Raw genomic sequence first — 25,140 nt, 5'->3', positions numbered from 1 at the left:
ATTTTCGAACTGTACCTCCCGTAATGGAAGCTTAGTAATGATTGATCTGCCTTGATCCGTAAATGGACAGGGACGGAGAAAGATGAAAGCAACATCGTTTCATAAAGCTTGTATTTCATCCTTCTCCCTATAAATTAGGAGGAGAGATTAGCATGCATACAACATTAACGCTTCGAAAATTAAAACAGGAGCGGATTCCGATTGCGATGATGACCGCATATGACGCTCCTTCTGCCGCCGCCTGCGCACAGGCAGAGATGGACCTTCTGCTGGTTGGGGATTCTGCGGGTATGGTCATTCATGGATATACGTCAACCGTGCCGGTGACCGTAGAAGATATGATTTTGCATACACGGGCTGTAAAGCGCGGCGCTCCCGGGGTTTTTACAGTTACCGATATGCCGTTTCTAAGCTGCAGCGGAAGCCGGAATGAAGCCGTTTCTGCGGTACGGCGGACTATTCAGGACGGCGGGGCCGATGCTGTAAAGATCGAGGGGGCCGGAGAATTTGTCCCGTTGATTACGGCACTGACAGAAGGCGGCGTAGCAGTAATGTCGCATCTGGGGCTAACACCACAGTCTTTTGCCGTGCTTGGAGGGTATAAAGTTCAGGGGAAAAGCGAGAAGTCAGCCGGCCGTTTAATTGAAGATGCGAAACAGGTGGAAGAGGCGGGGGCTTTTGCACTCGTACTGGAGTGTGTACCCGGGGAACTGGCAGCTTATATTGCCTCTATCCTCTCCATTCCGGTTATCGGTATAGGAGCCGGCAGCCGCACGGACGGACAGGTGCTCGTTTATCATGACGCACTTGGAATAGGAAACGGCCATGTGCCTTCCTTTGTCAAAGCGTTTGCGCATCTGGAGCCGTCTATTCATACAGGCCTTTCGGAATACGTAAAGGAAGTAAAGGACCGGTCTTTTCCTGATGCTTCCCATACGTTCACGATGCCTGCTTCCATTTTGGAAAAAGTAATAACAGGTGCCGGGATATGAAAATAATCCGTACCGTTCAAGAGATGAAAGCAGAAATCCGAAAACTGAAAAAGCAGGAAGGCTCACTCGGTTTTGTTCCAACCATGGGGGCACTTCATGAAGGCCATACTTCCCTTTTCCAGCGTTCGGCAGAAGAAAATGACTGGACCGCTGCAAGTATATTCGTTAATCCGCTTCAGTTCGGTCCTGGTGAAGACCTGGCGTCGTATCCAAGATCAGAAGCAGAAGATATGGAGGCTGCGGAGAAGCATGGAGTGGACCTGTTGTTTCTGCCGTCCGTTCAGGAAATGTACCCCCGCCCGATGACGACCGTAATTCATGTGAAAAAGGGAGCCGGCGTGCTCTGCGGTAAAAGCCGGCCGGGTCATTTTGACGGAGTGGCGACAGTGGTTCATAAGTTACTGCAGATTATACCTGCTGACCGGGCTTACTTTGGACGAAAAGATATTCAGCAGACAGCGGTGCTTATGAATATGATCGATGATTATCATCTGGATACAAAATTAGTCATTTGTGATACCGTAAGAGAAGCATCCGGACTCGCTAAGAGCTCCAGAAACTTATATTTAAGCAGCACAGAAAAGCAGGAAGCGGCTCAAATATATGAATCTCTCAAACTGGCAGAAATGCTGTGGGAAAAAGGAAAGCAGCCCGACGAAATCACAGAGGTGGTAAAGCAGTATATTACGGAGCATACGAGCGGGCGCATTGATTACGTTCAGGCCCTGCCGTTTCCCTCTCTTGATCCATTGGATACAGCCAGTAAAATGTGGGTGATAGCCTGTGCCGTTTATTTTAATAAAGCCCGCCTCATCGACAATATCACGGTGAAAGCAGGAACGCTGCATAAACCGGCAGGAGAACAGGAGAAGAGCCATGTTTAGAACAATGATGAAATCAAAACTGCACCGGGCCACAGTAACAGAAGCCAATCTTCATTATGTAGGGAGCGTCACGATTGACGAAGATTTAATGGAAAGCGTCGATCTGCTGGAAAATGAAAAAGTACAGATCGTAAACAATAATAACGGCGAGCGCCTGGAAACATACGTTATCACAGGACCTCGAGGTTCAGGCACCATTTGTCTGAACGGGGCAGCAGCCCGTCTCGTTCAGCCCGGGGATACAGTTATTATTATTGCCTACACGATGATAGAAGAAGAACGGGCAGCAGCGTGGCAGCCCAAAATAGCTGTTCTGGATGCCGATAATAAAATAGAGCAATATATAAATAAAGAAATACACGCAGCGACGCTGGAAACAGAACGTTAACGTGCAACGATAATAACGGGGTGAATGAGCTTGCCAAAATATGTAGTAATTGATACGGAAACCACAGGAAATGCGCCGCAGGACGGAGATAATATTATTCAAATAGGTGCGGTGTTGATGGAGGATGATGAAATCATCGACACGTTTTCCGCCTATATCCGCCCGGCTCATTCGATCCCCCCGTTTATTATGGAATTAACAGGTATTACAAACGAAGATGTAGAAAAAGCAGATTCGTTTGCCGGGGCAGCAAAACCAATGCTTGCCTGGCTCGAAGATGCAGTTCTGGTCGCTCACAATGTACCATTTGATTTGAGCGTACTGAATGCGGAGCTTTCCAATGCAGGTTTACCTGTATTTGAAGGGGCTACACTCGATACGGTGGAGTGTGCACGGTTTATGTTTCCGACTGCGCCGGGCTATCAGCTGACCCAGCTTGCGGACTGGCTGAATATTTCTCATGACAGGCCCCACCAGGCAGACAGCGACGCCATCGTTACCGCAGAAATCTGGCTTGCTATAAAAAGAAAAATAGAAACCATGCCGGTCCCTGCCCTCCAAAAGCTGATGACGGCTTCCAAATATATGCAGAGTCACCTGGAGCCGGTATTCATGCAGGCAAAAAATAACCTCAGGCTCAAAGAGTCCGAAGGCATCCGGGTGGTACACAATATAGCTTTAAAATCTCCACAAGAAGCGCCTGCACAGGAAGCGGCTCCAGATGTTTCCCTGCCGCCGCTTTTCAGCAGAGACGGTTACTTTTCAGAAAAGTGGAGTGCATTTGAATTCCGGAAAGGCCAGCAGGAAATGGCGGATACGATAACCTCCTGCTTTACAGAGCGGTCTCACGCCTTAATAGAAGCAGGCCCGGGAACCGGTAAATCGTTAGCCTACTTAGCACCTGCAGTGCTTCACAGCCTTGCACAGCAGGAGCAGATTGTAATCTCTACTTATACAAATGCGCTTCAGGAACAGCTGTATGACAGGGACATTCCTTTTTTAAAAGCTATGCTGCCATATTCGTTTAACGTATCGATTCTCAAAGGAAGACAGCATTATCTATGTCTGCGCCGCTTTTCCATGCAGTGGCAGGAACCGGTGGCAACCCATGATGAAGCTCTGGCTTTGGCTCAGGTAACGGTCTGGCTGCTTGAAACCCAAACCGGTGACTTAAATGAGTTAAACCGGGCCGGCGGGGATAATCATGCAATCTGGCAGAAAATAAGCAGCCGGAGAGCTACAGCGCCCGGGCCCGGATCCTCATGGTTTCCCTACTGTTTTTACGAACGTGCTAAAAAACAGGCAGCGGAAAGCCAAATTGTGATCGTAAATCATGCCCTGCTTTTTTCAGACGTTAAACGCAAAAATAGTATACTGCCTTCGTATGAAAGACTTATTATAGATGAAGCGCATCAAATTGAAGAAGCGGCGTCTAAACATCTGGGAGCAGACGTGGATTATTATTCATTCCAGTATTTATTAAACAAAATCGATGCCGGTACCGGCAAAGGCAGCTTTTTTAAACTGCAGTTAATAGAAGAAGAAACGGTGCATGCCCTTACGGATACATGGTACCAAAGACGACGGGATCATATTGCGCTTCTGAAATATGAGTGCAGCGAGTTATTTCGTCTGCTGCGTCAAATTTGTATGAAAAACAGCCATTCCGAACGGACGGACGTCGGGCGGATGCTTTACCGCTATGAGCCCGGCGGTCAAAATGGCCCGGCCTGGAAGGCAGCCAGAGAAGCAGTCAACCGGCTGGACATGATCTTTCGGGAAGAGAAAAAAGAATGGGGCGTATTCCAGCAGATTCTGCAGAAAAATACGGTCCATTCTGATTACAATGAAGCGCTGCTTACGGACTTTCAGCAGACAGCGGATGATCTAAGTGAGGCATTTGACGAACTCGCACAGGTCACCCTGGAGCAGACAGACGACCATGTTTACTGGATGGAAGCTGATCATAAAGGAGCTGCAAACGGAGTGTCTATTTACAAACGGCCTCTGGATGTTTCAAATGATCTGGCAGATAAACTGTTTGGAGCCAAGAGCAGCGTGATTATGACGTCTGCGACCTTAATGGTGGAACAATCGTTTTCCTATGCTGTATCGAAATGGGGGCTGGACGACTTTACGCCGGAGACGCTGTATATCCCGTCCCCGTATTCCTATGAAAACCGCTCTGCTCTTTTGATTCCAAGTGATTTCCCAGGGGTCAGGGACAGCACCTATGTAGAGGCAATGGCTGATTTTATCTACCACACGGCTTCTGTTACAGATGGCAGAGTGCTTATTTTGTTTACTTCCTTTGATATGCTGGCCGACACGTACCATATGCTCCGTGAATGGGACGAGATGAACAGCTTTACGATTATAGCCCAGGGCATCCACAGCGGAAGCAAAAGCAAATTGTTAAAAACGTTCCAGCAGAACAAGCGGACCATCCTGCTGGGGACGAACGCTTTTTGGGAAGGAATTGATCTTCCCGGTGACCAGCTGCGCTGTTTAATTATAGCCCGGCTGCCGTTTTCTCCTCCTGGAGACCCGCTTATTCATTCCCAAATGCAGCGAATTGAAAAGCAGGGAGGAAATGCGTTCCAGGAAATGTCACTGCCTCAGGCGATTCTGCGATTCAGGCAGGGCTTTGGACGAATGATCCGGGGCCATTCGGACCGGGGAACGGTTGTGGTGCTGGATAAACGGATTATGAAAGCTTCCTACGGCCCGGCGTTTCTACATTCGCTGCCGGATATGCCTGTTGTGCATAAGCAGTCAGATGCGTTGTTAAACTATATTCATGATTTTTATAACGAGACTAATTAATAAAGGAGAACAATCCATGCGTTATACGATAAAAAATGTTCATATTGTCCGGGGAAACCAGAATAATGCGGTTTCTTACGATCAGTGGCTTCGAGTAGAAGACGAAAAAATTGCAGCGATAGGAAGCGGAGAGCCTGAACTACAGGCCGGGGAAGAAGTGATTGACGGTAAGGGGCGTTGGCTGACTCCGGGAATGTACAATACGCACGGTCATACACCAATGGCCCTTCTGCGCGGAGTATCAGATGATGTGGTGCTGCAGGAGTGGCTTGGCAATAACATCTGGCCAAGAGAGGCTCTGTTTGATAAAGAGGTATCAGAAGCAGGCACCATGCTGGCTCAGGCAGAAATGATCCGTTCGGGAACGGTAGCGTTTCAGGATATGTACCATATTGATATGGACGCAGTATTCCGGACGGCGCAGGATTCAGGCTTAAAGGCCGTACTGGCACGCGCCATGATCGGCCTTGTCGATCAGCCGGAGCAGAAGAGACGACTGGATGAAGCCGTCTATCTTGGAGAGAAATGGGATACAGAAGGTGGTTCACGCATCAAAGGAATGATGTTTCCACATGCCCCCTACACATGTCCACCGGGTTTTATGAAAGAAATAGTAAAAGCAGCCCATGATAAAAAATGGACGCTCGGTGTTCATTTAATGGAAACGCGCCGTGAAAAAGCAGACTATGAAAAAGAAAACGGCGTCGATTTATTCGATGACTTGATGAATATGGGATTTTTCGAGGAGAAAACCATACTCACCCATACGGTCCACATGAGCGAAAAAGAAATGCAGCAGCTTAAAGGAAAACCTGCCTATATTTCACACAATCCAATGAGCAATGCTAAGCTCGGCTCTGGTATTATGCCTATGATGCAGATGAGAGAGAATGGGCTGTCGATTTCCATCGGTACAGACAGCACTGTTTCAAACAACAATCTGGATATGTTTGAGGAAATGCGGATGGCGGCCTTCATGCAGAAAGCATCTCATGAAAACCCGGCAGTGATTTCTTCTGAAGAAATATATAAGATGGCTACACAAATCGGAGCAGAGACGCTGGGATTTGCAAATGCCGGCGTAGTAGAAATCGGAGCGGATGCAGACTTTCTGTTAATTAATGCAGAAGAACTTCATCTTCAGCCGAAGCAGAATATTTCGTCTCATCTCGTCTATGCTGCTTCCGGAAGAGACGTAACGGATGTATTTGTAAATGGCCGCCGGTTAATGAAAGATCGGGAACTGCTTACGATGGACGAAGAAAAAATCATCTATAACGTGAACCGTCAGTTTGATAAACTGGAGAAAGTATACCAAAGCAAAAATTAGGAGGGGCAGTATGAGTGATCAATTGGAAGTAATGTCAACTACCCGTTTCAAAGCCGCAGACGATGTGTACAAAATAGTAGACACATTAAATAGAACGTTAAAAGACGATGATCTGATGTTCGGGCTTGCGCTTGACGAAAAAGATTCGGATTATATGGTGTTTACGATCTACCGCACATAAAGGAGGCAGATCTATGCTGAAAAAATGGTATGTCATTCTGCCTGCAGCAGCCGTTCTGTTTTTAGCTGCAGTGTTTATTCTGCTGCTGGTCGCAAGAGGCCCGCTTCTGGAAGAAAGGGCTCTGGGAGAAGAGCTTGCGCTCGAAGAACAGAATGTAGAAAGTGTGGACGATGTTTTTTTATATAATGGGAGCACTTTTTTATACAGCACCCTGGTAACAAATGAAGATGAAAGCCGCGACTGGGTGTTTTTGAATGAGGAAGAAGCGGTGGAGCGGATAAACGCCGCAGATACCATTACGCTCGAAGAAGCCGAAACCCGGATTATGGAAGACAATAACGTAGAACGGTTAAAAAAAGTTACCCCGGGGATCGAAGAAGGCATTCCAGTATATGAAGGGGTATACGAAGCAGAAGGCAGGCTTCAGTATTACTATATCCGCATGGCGGATGGAGAATTTATTAAGCGGTACAGTTTTAGAAAAGATTAGCTATTAACAGGAGGCCCGGAAAATGAAACCAACGATAGAACAGATCAGCCGGCACGTAGATCAGACAATTACACTTGGCTGCTGGCTTGCTAATAAACGCTCAAGCGGAAAAATTGCTTTTCTGCAACTGCGGGACGGAACAGGCTTTATTCAGGGAATTGTCGTAAAAAGTGATGTAGGAGAAGAACTGTTTCAAAAGGCAAAAGGGTTAACGCAGGAGAGCTCCATGTATGTAGAAGGGGTAGTGAAAACCGATGAGCGTTCCCCATCCGGCTTTGAACTGCAGGTAACCGGGCTTGAAATCATTCATGAAGCGGTTGATTATCCAATCACGCCAAAGGAACACGGCACGGAATTTTTAATGGATCACCGCCATTTGTGGATGCGTTCCAAAAAACAGCACGCCATTCTGCGCATACGAAACGAAATTATCCGGGCAACGTATGCTTTTTTTGACAAAGAAGGTTTTGTTAAAATCGATCCGCCTATTTTGACGGGTAATTCAGCAGAAGGCACTACGAACTTATTTCATACGAAATATTTTGATGAAAATGCCTATCTCTCCCAGTCCGGACAGCTCTATCTCGAAGCGGCCGCCATGGCATTCAACCGCGTTTTTTCATTTGGTCCTACATTCCGGGCCGAGAAATCAAAAACGCGCCGCCACTTAATTGAATTCTGGATGATAGAACCGGAAATGGCATTTACCGACCATGAAGAAAGTCTTCAGATTCAGGAGCAGTATGTATCTCATATAGCAAAAAGCGTCATTGATCACTGTCCGCTTGAATTGGAAGCATTAGATCGCGATATTACGAAGCTTCAGCAGATTCAGGCACCGTTTCCGCGCCTCACGTATGATGAAGCAATCGTCTTTCTAAGAGGGCAGGGATTTGATATTGCCTGGGGAGAAGATCTTGGAGCGCCTCACGAGACAGCTATTGCAGAATCCTATGACAAGCCGGTATTCATTACGCATTATCCGCTTGGCATTAAGTCGTTCTACATGAAGCCGGACCCGGAAAATCCGGAAGTCGCCCTTTGTGCAGATTTAATTGCGCCGGAGGGATACGGTGAAATTATCGGAGGAAGCCAGCGTATTGATGATTTTGAGCTGCTGGAACAGCGGTTTGAGGAACATGGGCTTTCTGAAGATGCCTACCGCTGGTATCTGGAGCTCCGCCAGTATGGATCAGTACCCCATTCTGGTTTTGGACTGGGACTGGAACGGACAGTTGCCTGGATGTCCGGTATTGAACATGTAAGGGAAACCATTCCATTTCCGCGTCTATTAAACAGGCTTTACCCATAATAAATAAATAGCCGCAGCCCTTAAAGCAAAGCCCTCTACTGTGAGGGTTTTGCTTTTAAGTCCTATAGGTAAATGATAAAATGAAACATGGCAGAAGGAGAGATCGGCTCATGGAACAATCGGATATTATTGACATAATGCACAGCGGATATTTAAGCGTCCCTAAGTTTTTGTTTGACCACTACAACGAGATGGACATTTCTGATTCTGAAATGATGATCCTGCTTCACCTGCACCGCTTTATGGAAGAGGGAGAATTTTTTCCGACACCGGATGCCATTGCAGCGAAAATGACGATCACAGCCGAGCAGTGTGCCAAAGCGCTCCGCCATCTTGTAGCTCACGGCTTCATCACAATAGAAGAGCGGGAAAACAATGAACGGGTCCGATTTGAAACGTACTCGCTGCGTCCGCTGTATGAACGAATCGTGGAGTCGATTACATCAGAGCGGCAGCAGCAGAAAGCCCACAAAAATGTAACCGAAGAAGGGGAAATCTATGCGATGTTCGAAAAAGAACTGTCCCGTCCGCTTTCCCCGATGGAGTCAGAAACGATCAGCGTATGGTTTGACCAGGATCATTACACGCCGGATATGATTAAAGCAGCCCTCAAAGAGGCCGTGATGTCCCAGACGCTGAGCCTGCGCTACATTGACCGTATTCTGCTGGAATGGCATCGGCGCGGTATTAAAACCGAAGAGCAGGCAAAGGCTTATAATGATACGCATCGAAGAAACCAGGTACAGCCGCCCCGTCAGAAAGAAAAAACCAAACCGGCCTCATATCCGAATATAAATTGGCTTGATGAATAATGGAGGAAAGAGAGCATGCTGACGAATAAAAAAACAACACAGGCGATGGATATCATTGAAGAGATGTTTCCGGAAGCTGAATGTGAACTGGTTCATGCCAATCCTTTTGAACTGTTAATTGCAGTAGTGCTTTCTGCGCAATGTACGGATGCTTTAGTTAATAAAGTAACGCCCGCTTTGTTTGCCAAATATAAAAAACCGCTCGATTATACACAAGTAGAGCAGGAAGAACTGGAACAGGATATCCGCTCGATCGGTCTGTTCCGCAGCAAAGCAAAAAACATCCAGAAGCTTTGTACCTCCTTAATAGAACAGCATAACGGAGAAGTTCCTAAAACGCGGGAAGAGTTAATGAAGCTTGCCGGGGTTGGAAGAAAAACAGCGAATGTAGTAGCTTCCGTTGCTTTTGGGATGCCTGCAATAGCTGTGGATACACACGTAGAGCGCGTATCCAAACGGCTCGGCATCTGCAGATGGAAAGACTCTGTCACCGAAGTGGAGCAGACGCTGATGAAGAAAATACCTGAAGAAAAATGGTCTGACTCCCACCACCGCCTTATTTTCTTCGGGCGCTATCACTGCAGGGCCCAGCGTCCAAAATGCGGAGACTGTCCGCTTCTTCTTCTCTGCCGGGAAGGCACAAAGCGGATGAAACAGGGAAAAGTCCATGCCTGATTTAATCATTGAACCGCAGTGGAAAAATCCGCCCTTTTATGATAAAGATACGGACATTATACAGGCGGCATCCGCCAGCTGGAAAGAGGAGATGGGTATGTATCCTTTTTTAGCTGAGATTGCTTTTCAAAACGGGCAGGCGGGTTACGAGTTTTGGGAAGACCCATTTCCAGTATTGGAGCACTGGCAGGCATACTGGCAGCAGAATAAAATAGAAATAAAACATCACATTGCAGTGCGGGAGGCGAAAAAAGCTCTTCCGCTGATCATCCCCGCCATTTCCGGAATCATTGAAAGTTATTTTTGGATGAACGGTCAGCCTGCAAGCATGGATGCCGGCCGCTGGGATGGCCTCGACATCGTTCCTGTAAATGGAAGGGAACGAATCGATTTCATCTGCAGCCGGCCGGTACACCATCACAGTTACGCGCAGCTTAATGAACTTTACGAAGAAAGCCGACGTAAGGCTGCAGTACTTAAACGAACACGGACGTAAACAGGAAAGATGAAGAAAGCGGGGTCATGCAAGGTGGAAAACACAGCGGTATCCAAATGGGAAGAATTATTTGAACAAAGAAGCCGCCGGAGGAGAGAAGCCCTTCAGGCTAAATCCGAAAAAAACTCTTTTGAGCTGGCGTTCTGCGGCCATTTTTCAGCCGGGAAATCAAGCGTTATTAATGATCTGCTCGGCCATGATATTCTCCCGACAAGCCCTATACCAACCAGTGCCAATATTATTTCCATAAAAAAAGGAGACGTTGCGCTTGAACTGGTCGATCAGGATGGGGGCAGACAGAAGTGGGAGCAGGAGATCCCATGGGATAAAGCGAGAAAATGGGGAATGGACGGAAATGCGATAAAAGAAATGACCATTTTTGGCCCCTTTCCTTTTCTGCACGAACATGCTGCAATTATTGATACACCTGGAGTGGATTCCACGGATCCGGATCACCAGAAAATAACAGCGTCCCAGCTGTTTACGACGGATATGATTGTGTATGTGACCGACTACAATCATGTGCAGTCCGAAACAAATATTGAATTCCTGCAGCAGCTGTCCAGAGAAAAAAAGCCTATCGTTCTGGTAATTAACCAAATTGATAAACATAATAATAATGAATTGAGTATTCAATCGTTTGAAAATGCGGTCCGAAATATGCTGGCAAAATCCAACATTCGAATATTATCGCTGTTTTTTACTTCGATGAAAGAAGAAAATCATCCTCTAAATCAAAAGCAGGATTTTACCCGGTTCGTAAAATCCGTTCTTTATTACAGCGAGTCGTTAATAGCGCCAAGCGTGAAGGCTCTGGAAACAGCAGCCGTATACGATCTTCTGGAGCAGCTTGAAGATGAAGAGGAAGAGGCCTGGGAGAAGTGGGAAGAAGAAATACGCGCTGAAGGAATCGATCCAGCGGCTCTGCAGAAAATAGACAGTGCCGAAGACGATCGTTCAAAAGAAGAAGCGGAGAAAAAAGAAAAACTTTCCCATACAGCAAAAGAAAGAAAACAAATACTGGAAAATGCTATCCTTTTTCCGCATACGACGACCGAAAAAGCAAAAGCCTGGCTGGAAAGCATGGATCCCGGCTTTAAAACAGGGGGGCTTATTAAGTCAAAGAAAAAAATAGAAGCGGAAAGAGAGAAACGAGAAGCAGAGCTGTGCGCCGACCTGAACGAAAAAATAAAAAAGCAGATGGTCTTTCATCTCCGTGATCTGCTGAATCAAATGGAAACATATGATGAAAAACGATTTGATGAAAATAAAGAAGCGATCCAGCAGCTCTCTTTTGAAGCGGACTCGGCGTTTCTTCGTTCCTTTATTTCCTCCCAGACAACTGACCGCCGGTTTCTGTATACATTCATGGAACAGGTCTCACAATCTACGGCCAGGCATTTAAAAACACAGTCTTCCGACCTTTTTGACATGCTGCAGGATGCAGTGAAGGATTATTACGAAACATGTGCAGACCGACAGAAACAGGAAGCAGAACAATCCGCATCGTATGAACAGCGGTGGGGGCAGTGGAAAGAAACAAAACAGCAGTTTGAGAATAAAAAGCAGGCGGCAAAAAACTGGCTGCATCAGAACGAGTCAAAAGAACTGCAGGAACAGATTGAGCAGGTTTCCGTTCAGGAGGCACCCCGGGACATACCGGAAATGCAAATCGTTCAGGAAACAGAGAGTCTAATCAGCACAGAAGAATACACGGAGGAAACAGCTGCAGTCAAACAAATGGATGAATCCATAATCCCGGCAGTAGAATCTTATCTGGAGAAGTTTATGGAAAAGCCGCTTTTTCAAAACGAAAAACAGGCTCTGAGCCGGGAAGTACATCAGTTTAAAAATCATCATATAAAAATATCTTTATTCGGCGCATTCAGTGCAGGGAAATCCAGCTTTATTAATGCGATGCTCGGCAGTAATGTTCTGCCGGTGTCTCCGCATCCAACGACCGCTGCCATAAATCGTGTACTGCAAAGTGATGATACACACGACCATGGCACTGTAGATCTTCATTTAAAAGAAGAATCGTTTTTGGATAAGGAAATTCAGGCTGTATCAAAAGAAATCGGTGAAAACTGGACTTTCCATACGTTAAAAAACTGGAAGCGCCCATCCGGCCAGCAGGCAAACGCGCGGCTGAGAACGTATTATCAGCACTTATATACCCTGCAGCAGAGTATCAACCGTTACAAACAGGACCTGGGAACAAAAAAAACGATTCTGCTTGATGAGCTTCAGGAATGGGTAGCCCAGGAAGAGAAAGCATCCATGATTAAAGAAGTGATTGTATATTATGACTGTGAGTGGACACGTAAAGGCCTTGAGCTTATCGATACACCAGGAGTGAATTCGATTCATGGAAGGCATACGAATGTCGCATTTGAGCAGATCAGACAGTCCGATGCTATTTTTTACGTAACGTATTATAACCATGCCTTTTCAAAAGCCGATCAGATCTTTTTGCAGCAGCTGAACCGGGCAAATGAAAGCTTCTCGCAGGATAAACTGTTTTTCCTTATTAATGCATCGGATCTGGCAGACAGTCCTGCCGAACTGAATGGAGTGAAAAGCCATGTGAGGGATCAGTTAAAACGCAATGGCTTTCAGTCCCCGCGTCTTTCCGCCGTTTCAAGCAAGCAGGCTTTAGCGGATAAGGAGGGAGGCAGAACGGCTGTTTCCAGTGGGTTCCAGGAGTTTGAAACGCAATTTACTAATTCCGTATGGCATGATCTTCGTTCCAGCCATCTGGCATCTATTCAAGATAGGATGCGGAGCATAGCAGATGAACTGCAGCGGACGCTGAAAACGATGAATACGAATCAAGCCGGGCTGGAAGAAAAAAAGCGGAAGCAGGAAGCGGTAGTTCGGGAAAAAAAGGACGAACTGACGGAACTTTCTCTGCGCCCGCATCTTCCGGCATTTCTTCAGGAAATTGATGAACAATGTGCCTACTTGATTGACCGGGTGACGTTTGGAATGAATGATTACTTCACAATGGCGGTGAATCCTGCCGTTATTTCCGCCTCCTCCAAAAAACAGCAGAAAGAGCAGCTGAGAAACGGTATTAGAGAGATAGATGGATTTGTACGCCAGTTTGTTATGCAGGAAAAAGAAACGCTTCATATACGCATCGAATCCTTCGTAAAACAAAAAACCCTTCAGGTAATGAAGCAGAAAGTAGATAAATGGAGAGAAGATCTCCCGCTTCTTGATCTACCTGAAATAGAATGGAAAGAGTGGACCTCATCCATTGCTTTTCCATCCCTCGAAGAAGAAACGTATGCAGCGATGTTTCGATCGAGCCGGGATTTCTTTGAAAATAAAGTAAATATGGAAATGAAACAGCAGGCCTCCGATGATATACGTTCCCAGATGAACGCTATCGTTAAAAAATATCAGCAGGAGCTGGAAAAGGAAACAACAGAGATGACAGACGACCTGGACAAAAGAACGTCTGAAGGCTTTGAACAGCAGCTCAATGATGAATTGGAGCGGCTGGAGTGGCTTTATGACATTAATAAAAAGCCTTATATTGAAGAAGAGACGAAATGGCTTGAAGCTGAATTTGAAAAGCAGTAAGTATCGTTTGGAAACTTAGATAATGCTCATTTAAATGGAATGGCAGCTGGAAACAGTTTTCAAACAATCTAAAAGGAGAGCAGCCTGCACAGGCCGCTCTCCTTTTTGCTTATATTTTATTGCTCCGTTGTGGTTTCGTCCTCAGAGGAGCCGGAAGTGCTGTTCGAAGAAGCAGATCCTTCATCTTCCGGAGTACTGTTGGATTCCGATTCCTCAGCAGGAGGCGTTTCTTCATTTGAAGATCCGCTGTCATCCTGCTCGGTTTCGCCGGAATTATCGTTATCGCTACTGCCGTTATCCTGGCCGCCGTTGTTTTCGGAAGGCTCAGATTCTGTACCGTCGGATTCATCTTCTGAATCTGTGTTTTCTTCGTCGGTAGTACCTTCTGTATCATCGGAAGATTCTTCGTCTGAAGGTTCTTCTTCCGGCGTTACTTCTTCCTCTTCGGTTGCTTCCTCTTCCGGAGGTGCTTCTTCTTCAGGAGCCTCTTCTGTATCCGGTACTGTTTCTTCGACCGGAACTTCTTCAACCGGCGCATTATTGGTATCACCGGCATCATTACCAGATCCCAGATCGGGCTCTGTAGGAGGAGCGGTTAAATCCTGGTCGTTGCCTTTTACAATCAGCTCCGTCGTAATATCTGAAGAAGAGGTGGATCCTGACGCACGTTCGCCGGTGCTTTTAACTAAATCAACCTCTTCTACGGAATCCGGCATCTCAAAATCAGGTGTATCGATGCCGTTTGACGCATTGTCCATAGTCAGACGGAATATTTCTTTGGCGATTTCCCGTTCGGATTCATTCATATAGTTGGCTCCCCGATCCCCGCTGAAACCGGTCCAGACAGAAGCCGTATACCGGCTCGTATAGCCGGTAAACCAGACATCCGGTACCCCGCCTTCCGGAATGCCATTGGCATCGAGTTCATCCTGAGTAAAGTTAGTCGTGCCGGTTTTTCCGGCGAGAGGAAGGCCTGGTATGTTTGCAGCCCGGCCTGTGCCGGATGATTCTGTAACTACATCTTTTAACATATCCGTTATCATGTAGGCAGTGTAGTCATTCATTGCTTCAGTAGATTCAGGCTCCATCTCTATTTCACGCCCGTCCGGAAACTCAATTCGCGTAATCGCATGGGGTTCGTTGTACGTACCGCCGTTACCGAAAGCGGCATAGGCTCCGGCCATATCAAGACTCGAAACACCTGGTTCAAACGATCCCAGCGCGGCAGATTCGTAAAATTCATCGAATTCAATCCCGAGACCTTCAGCAAATTCTTCTGCTTCCGGAAGACCGGTTTCCTGCAGCGTTTTCAGCGCAGGGATGTTTAAAGACTGAGTCAGTGCTTCACGCATGCTTACTTCTCCGGCATAATTCCGGGAGGAGTTCCGGATAGGGGTTCCATCTGAATAGGCATGCTCTTCATCGGTAAGCTGGTGGTAGGTGGACCATTGGTTATTTTCTATAGCCGGACCATAGTCAACGATAGGCTTAATCGTTGAACCGGCATCGGCATTTGCACCGGTAGCGTAATTGTAGCCTCTGGCTACATCTGCGCCCTGTCGGTTACCGACCATCGCTTTTATGGCACCGGTCTGGGTATCAATTAGGGAATAACCGACCTGAAATTCATCACTGTCAGGATAGCCTGCGATCTGTTCGTTTGTCTGGACCACTTCTTCACCATAATCCTGGGCATCACGGTCAAGCGTAGTGTAGACCCGCATTCCGGCGGAATATAAATCGGCAGAAGTGATTCCTTCTATGTTTTCAAGTTCATTCTGCACGTGGCTGATAAAGGAGTCATAAACAGCTCCTTCTTCAGAAGGAGTATGATCCAGCTGATCTTCCAAAGAGACGCTTGACGCCTGCTCTGCTTCATCTGCTGTAATAAAACCCTGCTCCTCCATCAAATGAATAATAAGGTTGCGGCGGTCCAGCGAATTCTCCGGATTCTGAAGAGGGTCATAATAGCTGGGACGTCTTGGGATAGCCGCGAGCAGAGCCGCGTCTTCAATTTCAAGCTCGGATACTTCCTTATTGAAATAAATGCTGGATGCTTCGCCGATGCCATAGGCTCCCTGGTTAAAATAGATTAGGTTTAAGTACATTTCAAGAATCTGGTCTTTGCTGTACTGCTGTTCAAGCTGAACAGCCAGATACTGCTCCTGTACTTTCCGGGCAATAGTTTTATCCGGGGATAAAAAGGCATTTTTTACGACCTGCTGGGTAATTGTGCTCGCTCCTTCAGCGCCGAATCCATCAGAAACGTTAGCAAGCACGGCACCGCCGAGACGACGGAAATCTATGCCGAAATGGTCATAAAAACGGGAATCCTCTACGGCAATAAACGCTGATTTTGCATTGTCGGGCACTTCATCAATATCAATAAGTGTCCGATTTTCGCCGGATTGCAGCCGTGTAATCTGCTCGCCGTTCTGGTCATATATTTCTGCCGCTTCAGAAAGAACAAGCTGTTCCGGATCCAGATCCGGTGCCCCGCTGATCATCGCTACGGCAGTTATGGCGCCGATGGTCATAATGATAAGAACGGCAGCTACTAAAGCCATAAATAGTTTCTTCCACAGCGGAAGGCCTCTTTTTTTCTTGGAAGGCCTTTTTTCAGTCTCCCTGCTTTTTGAAGATTTACGCCTATCCTGGCGGGAACGATATTCATTACTCATCTAGTCATTCTTCCTTTCTTTCTTCAATCCAGCTGTAAAAAGATCAGCAGCTAATTAGTCGCTGAACTTCTAAAAAAGTTACATTATTAGGAGTAATGGGAGTCGATAATCTGCAGGTAATCAACTCTGGCCTGATAACTCTGGGGAACGAGGTAGCCGTTTTCTTCAAATGCCGATTTAGGGATGGATTTGCGTGCTTCGCTGTTATCATACCAGTCCAGGAAATGCCGGGCTTCAAAGAAATATACTTCTTCGAGCAGAGTAAACCGCACGAGCAGAAAAGCAACCCCTCCCTGAGCGATAATCCGTTTCATATGAAGGGCCTGGTGATCGTGGATATTCCGCATAGGAAATGAAGTTTTGTTTCTGGTTTCTTTGGCTTCAAAATCAATATAGCGTCCCTGATAGAGGCCGTTGTAGTCGGTAGTGGAAGCCTGCTTAAAATAAGCCTCGGTAATTTTAGCTGCACTTCTGGAAGGGTAATCAACATGAACGATCTGCACCGGGGTCGGCTTTTTATGAATAACCGCTATATTCATTTCCAAATAATATTCATTGGTGGCATTAATATCTTCTTCAAGCGACATGCCGCGGTTGGCATAATCCTTGGCAGAAACAGGCAGCGGCTTTTTTTTCTTGTCTTTAGCAAGCGGTGAATATTTTTTCCCATTGGGATAACGGAATGCCATTAATGATCCGCTCCTTTCCGTCCTGTATGAATGGCATGACATCTTTACTATAATAGCACAAACCACCAGGTGTGAGAATCAGAAGAATGTGCTCCCGGGTGGACAGAAGAAGGAAATTTCATGTTACGATTATAGACGAAACAAAAAGGGGGATATCATGTCAGAAAAAGCAATTAATATAGGATTTGGAAACATGGTTATTTCTGAACGGATTGTATCTATTGTGAGTTCAGATTCAGCACCAACGAAGCGGATGATTCAGGAAGCAAGAGATAGAAAAATGCTGATTGATGTGACAAATGGCAGAAAAACAAGAAGCATTATTTTGTCAGACAGTGACCACGTAATGCTATCGGCCATTCAGCCGGAAACGGTAGCCCAGAGACTTCATGAAAATGAGTAAGGGGACATTGGTATGAACAGGCTTATGGAAGTAACAGAAGAGCTGCTGCAGCAGAATGAAATGATGCTCGATTTTTATGAAGAGCGCATGGAGCATACGAAAAACAGGGATTATTTTTTTGATACGGTTAAACCTTTCGCTGATAAGGTAAAGGCACTAGCCGATGAGTGGTTTTCACTTGCCTCAGAATGGGTAAAAAAAGAACAGCCGGTTTATCTGCATCTAAAGCAGCTCGAAGACACGCACGAGAATATGACGATCGCTTCCGTGACGTGTTTTCAGCCGGACACGAAAGAAAAAAGATTTAAAGAGATGAACCAGTCCATTCATTATGTACTCCGGAGCCTGGAGAGCGCCTGGAAAGAGAAGGAAAGCAGGGGATAAAGGTGAAGCATCTTATCACAGCGGACGAACTGGAACAAAAAATTGGAACAGAAACGGTCATAGCAGACTGCCGCTTTACGCTCGGCGACCCGGAACAGGGGCGCCGTGAGTACGAAAAGAGACACATACCCGGAGCAGTACACGCCGATCTGGAGGAAGATTTATCCGACATTACCGAAGAACACGGCGGCAGGCATCCGCTGCCGGACATGGATCGGTTTGCTCAAAAAGCCGGAGAGTGGGGAATCGACCTCACGACAGAAGTAGTCGTTTACGATGATCAGAATGGAGCGATGGCAGCCCGTCTCTGGTGGATGCTTCGTTACCTTGGACATGAACATGTTTACGTATTGAACAGTCCTTATTCTTCCTGGGTAAACGAGGACCGGCCGGTCGATACGAAAGTACCGGAGCCGGAGAAAAAAATATTTACAACCGATTTGAAACCGAACATGCTTGTGCATATTGAAGAAGTAAAAGTGGCACTTCATGATGACAAAACCAAACTGATTGATGCCAGGGACTATGAACGTTATTCCGGGCAGAAAGATGAAGTGGATCCGCAGGCAGGCCATATACCAGGAGCGGATCATTACTTCTGGGGGGACGTCGTGAGCAGAGATGCCGCGTGGAAAACTCCCGATCAGCTGAAAGAACACTTTCAGGATCTCGATAAGTACGATCAGGTGATCTCCTACTGCGGATCAGGCGTTACGGCTGCCGTAAACGTTCTGGCAATGGAAGAAGCCGGATTCGATCATGTGCGGCTTTATGCCGGCAGCTGGAGCGACTGGGCTTCCTATCCGGATCTGCCGATTGAAAAAAGCTGAATATAAATAAAAGCAGCCCGGTGCTTATTGCACCGGGCTTTCTTTATGAGCTTGGAAGCTGTCTGCGCGGCAGCTGCCAGTTATAATAAACGCTCAGCATGCGAAGCGAAACAATACCTCCTAAAATCAAAACATAGCCGAAAAACTGGTCAACCAGACCGCTGCCGATCAACAATCCGGCCGGTACTGTCCAGGCCACGTAAATATCCCGGCTTAATACGAGGGGGCGACGCCCCGCCAGAAGATCCCGTATGATGCCGCCCCCGGCTCCCGTTAAGGCAGCAGCGGCAATGGCAGCGCTCAGCGGGAGATCCATCTGGGCTGCAAATATGGCCCCCTGCACAGCAAAAGCTGCAAGTCCGACAGCATCAAAAAGGACGCCCCATCTTGTCCAATGGCGAAACCAGACCTGCGGGAGAAAAAAGGCGCCCGTCATTAATAAAAACGCAATAGTAAAAAGCAGCTCCTGATCCCAGAGAGCCGATACAGGAACGCCGATCAGCAGATTACGAACCGCGCCGCCTCCAAAAGCTGTAACAAAACCTAAAATATAAACCCCTATGATATCGTATCGTTCTTCCATTGCTACAATGACGCCGCTTAAAGCAAAAGCAATGGTTCCGATAATATTTAATAGTTCCCATGAAATCATCGTACCAACCCTCTTCTAGTAGTTCGTTCAGCCACAAAAAAGAGACCCGGCTGAAAGCCAAATCTCTGAATAGTCTATAACACAAAGCTTCATCATAATAAATGATTTGCCGTTTGTTGGCAAGTCCGCTAAAAACGACCAGACCGGAAAATCGCAAATAACAGCCAGATAAACATAAAAAAGGAAATAATAAAGCCAATCTCAATAACCGGAATCTGGACAAGTGGAGAAGAGGATGCACCGAAAGTAGAACCAATGATAAGGCCTACCATAATGATACTAAAGGCAAGCAGAATAACGCTGAAGGAAAGCCGGTTGCTGATACGATCCATTTTATTAAGAATGATCTGTATTTCCGGAATGTCCATATCCACGCCGATCTTGCCTTTAGCGACCCTTTCGAGTGAATCTCTCATATGTTTGGGCATATCCCATAAATACTCAGATTGTTTTTTTGCCTCATCCACTGCTTCATCCATATATCGTTTTGGATGAATTTTTTCTTTGAAAAGTCGTTTTCCATATGGTTCGGAAAGCTCCATAATACTAAGATCCGGATCAAGTTCTTCGACAACACTCTCGATTGTGATCACGGCTTTTGCCAGCATAACGTATTCTTTATGAATTTTAATTTCATAACGGTGGGCGGTGGCGAATATATCATTGATGGCTTTGCCGATGCTCATGTCATGAAAGGAAGTCTCATAGTATTTGGACAAAAGGTATTCAATGTCTTCTGTAAACAACTCTGTATCCAGATCCTCCGGGAAATCTGCCATTTCGTATATCGCTTTTGTTACTTCATCCGGCTTTTTTTTAGTCATCGCAATCACATAGTTAACAAATTCCCAGCGCATCGACCGGCTTAAGCGGGCAACCTGGCCGAAATCAATATAAGCAGCTGTATCTTTTCCCGTAAAAATAATATTACCGGGATGAGGGTCGCTGTGAAAAAAACCATTAATCATCATTTGATGCAGAAAAGAATCGGCAAGCTGCCGGGCCAGTTTTTTCTTATCGTATTGGATCGGGGACTCTTCGAGATGATGCAGCTTCTCTCCGTGTATAAATTCCATCGTCAGTACGCGGCGGCTGCAGTATTCTTCGTAAATATAAGGAATATATACAGCGGGAAACGGCTCCATGTTTTTCGCCATTTTCTGCGTATTGCGTGCTTCCGTATAATAATCGGCTTCATCGCGTATAGCTTCTACATATTCTTCAACGATCGTATCAAGCCTGTAATACCGGGCCCATTGAAAACGCTGGCATAAGAGTCTCGCCAGGTCGCGAAGAACATCAATGTCCTTTTCGATCATCTCTTTAATCTGCGGCCTCGATATTTTTACAGCTACTTCTTCACCCGTATGTAATACAGCGTAGTGTACCTGGCCGATAGAGGCAGCAGCAAGAGGTTCTTCTGTAAAAGACTGAAAAATTTCATCTACCGGAGCGTGAAGATCGTGCTCAATCATGCGTTTTCCGAGTTCTACCGAAAAAGGAGGAACTTCATCTTGAAGTTTCTCCAGTTCCTCTACAATAGAAGGGGGGAAAATATCTTTACGCATGCTCACAAGCTGGCCGAGTTTGATAAAAGTAGGTCCGAGTTCCTCGATAACAAGCCGGAGCCTCGTACCAATCGACTGCGCGTTGAAATCATCCGATTCCGCAGATAGACGTTTGGGAAGGGAGAGTATATGAAAAAGCCCTACCTCGCGAAGTATATAACCAAAGCCGTGTTTGGCAAGGGTAGTTGCAATCTGCCTGTATCGGTTCGCATGCTTTAGTCCTTTCGTAATGGCCATGATTCCTGCTTCCTTTCCTCAGCCTGTATCACTCAGCCGGGTTGTTCCATCCGTCGTTGTTCGGCCTCTCAGCAAGTTTTTTTTCAATATCATGCAGCTTTTCTTCCAGACGGAGAATGTCAGCCTCGGTGGCAAGCCCCATATCCCTGAAAGACTGCTGGGTTTTATCTTTGCGCTTTTCGCTCCACTTCGTTTCTTTATCCCGCCCCCGCTGGATTAATTCTTCTTTCCATTCCTGTGCCTCGCGGGGCGTGATTTTTCCTTTGTATACAAGGTCATCAAGATAATTCTGCATTTTTTCCCGGCTGTATGCCGCTGCTCCCAGTCCCAGAAAAAAACCTCTTTTCAGCATATCATTCATTATTGTCAGTCCTTCCCGTTTGTTTGTATTTATATTCCCTGTTTTCATCATTTTAATCGGAGAGTAAGTGAAAGCTGTGAAAAGAAAAAAGCCTCCCGGAACAGAATCACTTCGTTCCTGCAGGAAGCTTATCGTTGTGTTCTCAACCGTTATCCCGCACCATGAAAAAAATAAATGCCATAATGCTTACGATAGAAAAAATAGTCAAGACGACGAGTAATAAAGGTTCTGCATCATTCCACGCGTTTACTGAAGCGTGGGCTGTAGCAGGCCAGACGGCCAGTACTGCCGCTGTCATTAATGCAGCCATCCACTTGTTCATCCGCTTACCCCCTGTAAAATGCTTAATTTATGTAAAACATAACACAAAACAGTTTACCTATTACATAGTATAGTGAATTTTTTGTATTTAATCAATTACGCGCTGTATTTCCTTTTCCTTTTATTTTCAAAGGTTCGCAGATGTAGTACAATGTACAGCAGTTGAACACAGAAGACAGCAGGCGCATAATGAAAATGTGCAGGATAGTTTTGTGAGGCAGAAAGGATAATGACAAATGAGCAGGATTCATATAGAAGACATCATCATCGCAAACCAGACGCTGAAGGACGTTGTTAATCATACGCCTCTGCAGAAAAACCAGGTATTATCTGAACGTTATCAGGCAAATGTTTACTTAAAAAGGGAGGACCAGCAGGTCGTTCGTTCCTTTAAAATCAGAGGAGCTTATCACTTGATGCACAGCCTGTCCGAAGAAACAATGAAAAATGGTGTAGTATGTGCCAGTGCAGGAAATCACGCGCAGGGTGTAGCTTATTCCTGCAGTGCTTTAAAAGTAAAGGGCCGTATTTTTATGCCGACGACAACGCCGCGCCAGAAAGTGGGACAGGTTAAGCTGTTTGGCAGGGAGTATGTGGATGTTGTTTTAACAGGAGACACATTTGATGATTCATATAAAGAAGCGATGGCTTACTGTGATGAGCATCAAATGGCCTTTATCCACCCATTTAATAATGAGAAAATCATCGCCGGCCAGGGAACGGCAGGCCTTGAGATTATGAACGATATTGAAGAGCCGCTGGACTATTTGTTCTGCTCTATCGGAGGCGGGGGTCTTGCTTCCGGCGTCGGAACCTATATCAAGTCTATTTCCCCGAATACGAAAATTATCGGTACGGAGCCTGCGGGCGCTGCCGGAATGAAGGCTTCGTTTGACAACGGCGGCGTTACCGAACTCCAGAAAATCGATAAATTTGTAGACGGAGCAGCTGTTAAGCGGGTTGGGGATATTACGTACGATGTATGCAAGGATATTCTCGACGAAATTAAACTTGTTCCCGAAGGTAAAATCTGCACGACGATTCTGGAGCTGTATAATGAAAATGCGATTGTTGCTGAACCAGCAGGAGCTATGCCCATTTCGGCACTTGATTTTTATAAAGAAGAAATTAAAGGAAAAACTGTCGTCTGCATTTTAAGCGGAGGAAACAATGATATTGGGCGTATGGAGGAAATGAGGGAAAAGTCTTTGATTTATGAAGGACTGCAGCATTACTTTATTGTTGTGTTTCCTCAGCGTGCCGGAGCCCTGCGTGAATTTCTGGATGAAGTTCTCGGGCCGGATGATGATATTACCCGGTTTGAATACAATAAAAAGAACAACAAAGCGAACGGACCGGCATTGGTTGGTATTGAATTAAAAAATCAGGAAGACTACAAGCCCCTGATTGAACGAATTAATAAAAAAGGCTTCTCCTACAAAGAAATTGATAAAGAAGAAAGTTTATTTAATTTCCTTATTTAAAAGGAGGAGGTAAGCATGATTGTACAGGAATTTTCCTCTTATTACTTTCTAATAGAACAGCATGAACATGCCCGTCTCAGTGCTGCAGCGGCAGCGCACGTCAACAATCCGCGCTGGAAAGACGAAAATAAATGGAATTCGCTTTTATATGCCATCCGCCTGCACGATAATGCCTGGATCCCTCTGGATCAAGTCGTTTCCGGACCTGCTGGAGGCCAGCCTTATTCTTTTGTGGATTATCCGCTGGAGGAGAAGCTGGAGGCGTATAAAAAAGGCATTGAAGCGGCAGGCAAAGAGGATCTGTACAGCGGAACTCTTCTAAGCATGCACTATGCGTCCTTTTTAAAAAATGATACGTCGGCAGCGGGCGTGTCTTTTTTTGAAGGAGAACAAAAAAGACAGAAAGACTGGAAAAAAAGAGTAACCGGAGCCAATCGTCTCGATCAGCACCTGGATATTCTTCAGTTTTTTGACGATGTATCGTTATATGCCTGCATGAATAAAGCAGGTACGCCGAAATCAGAAGAAGTTAGCTGGTTTCAAAACGGGTTTCGGCACCGCTTTTCTTTTCTTGGAAAGAAAAAGGTTTATCCGCTCTGGCAGGATAGTTCCGCCGTAAAGATGAAGCCTTCGCCTTTTTCAGAAGCCTTTGATTTTACGATCCAGGGCTGGAAGCTGCCAAAGGATGTATGGCAGAATGGACAGAAGACAATTCATACAGCTGAACTGCAGACATTGACGCAGGAAATTCGTTTCGTATGAGGAGAAGTAGGGGAAACTAGTAACAGCACAGCAAGAGAAAGGGGAAACGGAATATGAGTTTGGAAAAAACGCGCATTATTGCATTAGTAGAAGACGATTTTGAGGATCTGGAGCTTTGGGTGCCGGTAATGAGGCTTCGGGAAGAAGGAGCTGAAGTCGTGCTTGCAGGTAAAGAGAAGGGACGCACGTATAAAGGTAAATACGGTGTTCCCGCTGAGGCAGAGGCTGCTTTCAGCGAACTTGACGCAGCACAATTTGACGGCATTCTCGTTCCGGGAGGATGGGCACCGGATAAATTGCGGCGCTATGAAGAAGTTCTGAACTTTGTCAAGCATATGGATGAGCACAAAAAAGTGATCGGCCAGATCTGCCATGCCGGCTGGGTGCTTTCCAGCGCAGGCATCCTGCAGGGTGTTACGGTAACGAGCACGCCGGGCATTAAAGATGACATGACCAATGCAGGAGCCATATGGAAAGACGAAGCCGTCGTAACGGATGGACATATTATTTCCAGCCGCCGTCCCCCTGATATCCCTCTTTATGGAAAAGCATTAGTTAAAGCGTTTCAAAACCTTTAAAGAAAAGAGGCAGAATTCATGAGCGAATTAAAAAGAGAACTTCAGGAGTTTTCCAGAGCGGCCAATGAGTTAAAAGCAGTCTGGAATAAGATGAGTGAACTCGATCGCAAAGAGAGTTTAAAAGATTATCCATTTGCCGAGGATTTTCCAAAAGTCGCCAATGATATTAAGAAGTGGAATGACGCCGTCCACGACTTGTAGAAAGAGGATAAG

General features: G+C 46.1%; 25 protein-coding genes. 19 read left to right on the top strand and 6 right to left on the bottom strand.

The genetic code is table 11. From position 1 onward, the window contains the following. The first annotated feature begins 152 nt into the window (after positions 1 to 152). From panB to ATL39_RS09955, 12 genes are all read left to right on the top strand, one after another. Positions 153 to 992 (top strand): 3-methyl-2-oxobutanoate hydroxymethyltransferase, encoded by an 840-nt coding sequence (gene panB / locus ATL39_RS10010; RefSeq protein WP_120193224.1) that lies wholly within the window; start codon positions 153 to 155, stop codon positions 990 to 992. Continuing rightward, positions 989 to 1,876: a pantoate--beta-alanine ligase gene (gene panC, locus ATL39_RS10005; RefSeq protein WP_120193223.1), complete on the top strand. Its 888-nt coding sequence runs from the start codon at positions 989 to 991 to the stop codon at positions 1,874 to 1,876. The genes panB and panC overlap by 4 nt, the downstream gene beginning before the upstream one ends. Further along, complete coding sequence (panD, locus tag ATL39_RS10000; RefSeq protein ID WP_120193222.1) at positions 1,869 to 2,264, top strand: aspartate 1-decarboxylase; 396 nt, start codon at positions 1,869 to 1,871, stop codon at positions 2,262 to 2,264. Before panC ends, panD begins: the two co-directional genes overlap by 8 nt. 30 nt (positions 2,265 to 2,294) lie before the next feature. Next, positions 2,295 to 5,090, top strand: a complete 2,796-nt coding sequence (gene dinG / locus ATL39_RS09995) for an ATP-dependent DNA helicase DinG (protein ID WP_170146898.1) — start codon at positions 2,295 to 2,297, stop codon at positions 5,088 to 5,090. 16 nt (positions 5,091 to 5,106) lie between these two features. Then, positions 5,107 to 6,420, top strand: a complete 1,314-nt coding sequence (locus ATL39_RS09990) for an amidohydrolase (RefSeq protein ID WP_170146897.1) — start codon at positions 5,107 to 5,109, stop codon at positions 6,418 to 6,420. Between the two features lie 10 nt (positions 6,421 to 6,430). Continuing rightward, complete coding sequence (locus ATL39_RS09985; RefSeq protein ID WP_120193219.1) at positions 6,431 to 6,601, top strand: YpmA family protein; 171 nt, start codon at positions 6,431 to 6,433, stop codon at positions 6,599 to 6,601. Between the two features lie 13 nt (positions 6,602 to 6,614). Continuing rightward, positions 6,615 to 7,091, top strand: a complete 477-nt coding sequence (locus ATL39_RS09980; protein ID WP_120193218.1) for a hypothetical protein — start codon at positions 6,615 to 6,617, stop codon at positions 7,089 to 7,091. Between the two features lie 22 nt (positions 7,092 to 7,113). After that, positions 7,114 to 8,403: an asparagine--tRNA ligase gene (gene asnS, locus ATL39_RS09975; RefSeq protein ID WP_120193217.1), complete on the top strand. Its 1,290-nt coding sequence runs from the start codon at positions 7,114 to 7,116 to the stop codon at positions 8,401 to 8,403. A gap of 110 nt (positions 8,404 to 8,513) precedes the next feature. Beyond that, complete coding sequence (locus ATL39_RS09970) at positions 8,514 to 9,215, top strand: DnaD domain-containing protein (RefSeq protein WP_170146896.1); 702 nt, start codon at positions 8,514 to 8,516, stop codon at positions 9,213 to 9,215. Between the two features lie 15 nt (positions 9,216 to 9,230). Next, positions 9,231 to 9,890: an endonuclease III gene (gene nth, locus ATL39_RS09965; protein ID WP_120193215.1), complete on the top strand. Its 660-nt coding sequence runs from the start codon at positions 9,231 to 9,233 to the stop codon at positions 9,888 to 9,890. Then, entirely contained in the window at positions 9,883 to 10,386 is a 504-nt protein-coding gene (locus ATL39_RS09960; protein ID WP_120193214.1) for a YpoC family protein, read from the top strand. Before nth ends, ATL39_RS09960 begins: the two co-directional genes overlap by 8 nt. A gap of 33 nt (positions 10,387 to 10,419) precedes the next feature. Continuing rightward, positions 10,420 to 13,977, top strand: a complete 3,558-nt coding sequence (locus ATL39_RS09955) for a dynamin family protein (RefSeq protein WP_170146895.1) — start codon at positions 10,420 to 10,422, stop codon at positions 13,975 to 13,977. A 116-nt stretch (positions 13,978 to 14,093) separates the two neighbouring features. On the opposite strand, the gene ATL39_RS09950 is transcribed toward ATL39_RS09955, so the two are convergent. Together ATL39_RS09950 and recU are read right to left on the bottom strand one after the other, a co-directional pair. Beyond that, positions 14,094 to 16,658 carry a transglycosylase domain-containing protein gene (locus ATL39_RS09950; protein WP_120193212.1) on the bottom strand — a complete coding sequence of 855 codons (2,565 nt, stop codon included), beginning with the start codon at positions 16,656 to 16,658 and terminating at the stop codon, positions 14,094 to 14,096. An 86-nt stretch (positions 16,659 to 16,744) separates the two neighbouring features. Next, positions 16,745 to 17,347 carry a Holliday junction resolvase RecU gene (gene recU / locus ATL39_RS09945; protein ID WP_120193211.1) on the bottom strand — a complete coding sequence of 201 codons (603 nt, stop codon included), beginning with the start codon at positions 17,345 to 17,347 and terminating at the stop codon, positions 16,745 to 16,747. 157 nt (positions 17,348 to 17,504) lie between these two features. Between recU and ATL39_RS09940 the strand changes: the two genes are divergently transcribed. Genes ATL39_RS09940 through ATL39_RS09930 form a run of 3 tightly spaced genes read left to right on the top strand, consistent with a single transcriptional unit; the run spans position 17,505 to position 18,964 of the window. After that, on the top strand, positions 17,505 to 17,750 hold the full coding sequence (locus ATL39_RS09940) for a DUF370 domain-containing protein (RefSeq protein WP_120193210.1): 246 nt from the start codon (positions 17,505 to 17,507) through the stop codon (positions 17,748 to 17,750). A 12-nt stretch (positions 17,751 to 17,762) separates the two neighbouring features. Beyond that, positions 17,763 to 18,134 (top strand): YppE family protein, encoded by a 372-nt coding sequence (locus tag ATL39_RS09935; RefSeq protein WP_120193209.1) that lies wholly within the window; start codon positions 17,763 to 17,765, stop codon positions 18,132 to 18,134. Between the two features lie 2 nt (positions 18,135 to 18,136). Further along, the gene (locus ATL39_RS09930) at positions 18,137 to 18,964 is read left to right on the top strand and encodes a sulfurtransferase (protein WP_245960969.1); all 828 of its coding nucleotides are present in this window, start codon (positions 18,137 to 18,139) and stop codon (positions 18,962 to 18,964) included. A gap of 43 nt (positions 18,965 to 19,007) precedes the next feature. Here the strand turns inward: ATL39_RS09930 and ATL39_RS09925 are convergent, their stop codons facing one another. The 4 genes from ATL39_RS09925 to ATL39_RS09910 all read right to left on the bottom strand — a co-directional run bounded on the left by ATL39_RS09925 (position 19,008) and on the right by ATL39_RS09910 (position 22,104). Further along, positions 19,008 to 19,613, bottom strand: coding sequence for a trimeric intracellular cation channel family protein (locus ATL39_RS09925; protein ID WP_120193572.1), 606 nt, complete (start codon positions 19,611 to 19,613; stop codon positions 19,008 to 19,010). Positions 19,614 to 19,744: 131 nt separating this feature from the next. Continuing rightward, positions 19,745 to 21,421, bottom strand: coding sequence for an ABC1 kinase family protein (locus tag ATL39_RS09920; protein WP_120193207.1), 1,677 nt, complete (start codon positions 21,419 to 21,421; stop codon positions 19,745 to 19,747). Positions 21,422 to 21,449: 28 nt separating this feature from the next. Then, entirely contained in the window at positions 21,450 to 21,782 is a 333-nt protein-coding gene (locus ATL39_RS09915; RefSeq protein WP_120193206.1) for a phasin family protein, read from the bottom strand. A gap of 142 nt (positions 21,783 to 21,924) precedes the next feature. After that, positions 21,925 to 22,104, bottom strand: a complete 180-nt coding sequence (locus ATL39_RS09910; protein ID WP_120193205.1) for a hypothetical protein — start codon at positions 22,102 to 22,104, stop codon at positions 21,925 to 21,927. A gap of 235 nt (positions 22,105 to 22,339) precedes the next feature. On the opposite strand from ATL39_RS09910, the gene ilvA reads away from it, so the two are divergent. The 4 genes from ilvA to ATL39_RS09890 are packed head-to-tail and all read left to right on the top strand — an operon-like array spanning position 22,340 to position 25,128. After that, a complete protein-coding gene (gene ilvA / locus ATL39_RS09905; protein WP_120193204.1) occupies positions 22,340 to 23,587 on the top strand; it encodes a threonine ammonia-lyase IlvA in 1,248 nt (415 codons plus the stop codon). A gap of 15 nt (positions 23,588 to 23,602) precedes the next feature. Further along, positions 23,603 to 24,349 carry a DUF3891 family protein gene (locus ATL39_RS09900; protein WP_120193203.1) on the top strand — a complete coding sequence of 249 codons (747 nt, stop codon included), beginning with the start codon at positions 23,603 to 23,605 and terminating at the stop codon, positions 24,347 to 24,349. A 53-nt stretch (positions 24,350 to 24,402) separates the two neighbouring features. Continuing rightward, a complete protein-coding gene (locus ATL39_RS09895; RefSeq protein WP_120193202.1) occupies positions 24,403 to 24,927 on the top strand; it encodes a type 1 glutamine amidotransferase domain-containing protein in 525 nt (174 codons plus the stop codon). Between the two features lie 18 nt (positions 24,928 to 24,945). Next, positions 24,946 to 25,128 (top strand): hypothetical protein, encoded by a 183-nt coding sequence (locus ATL39_RS09890; RefSeq protein ID WP_120193201.1) that lies wholly within the window; start codon positions 24,946 to 24,948, stop codon positions 25,126 to 25,128. Positions 25,129 to 25,140 lie beyond the last annotated feature (12 nt).

This window comes from Sinobaca qinghaiensis (assembly GCF_003610495.1).
Lineage (GTDB): Bacteria > Bacillota > Bacilli > Bacillales > Marinococcaceae > Sinobaca > Sinobaca qinghaiensis.
This window is presented reverse-complemented; position numbering and strand designations above follow the sequence as displayed.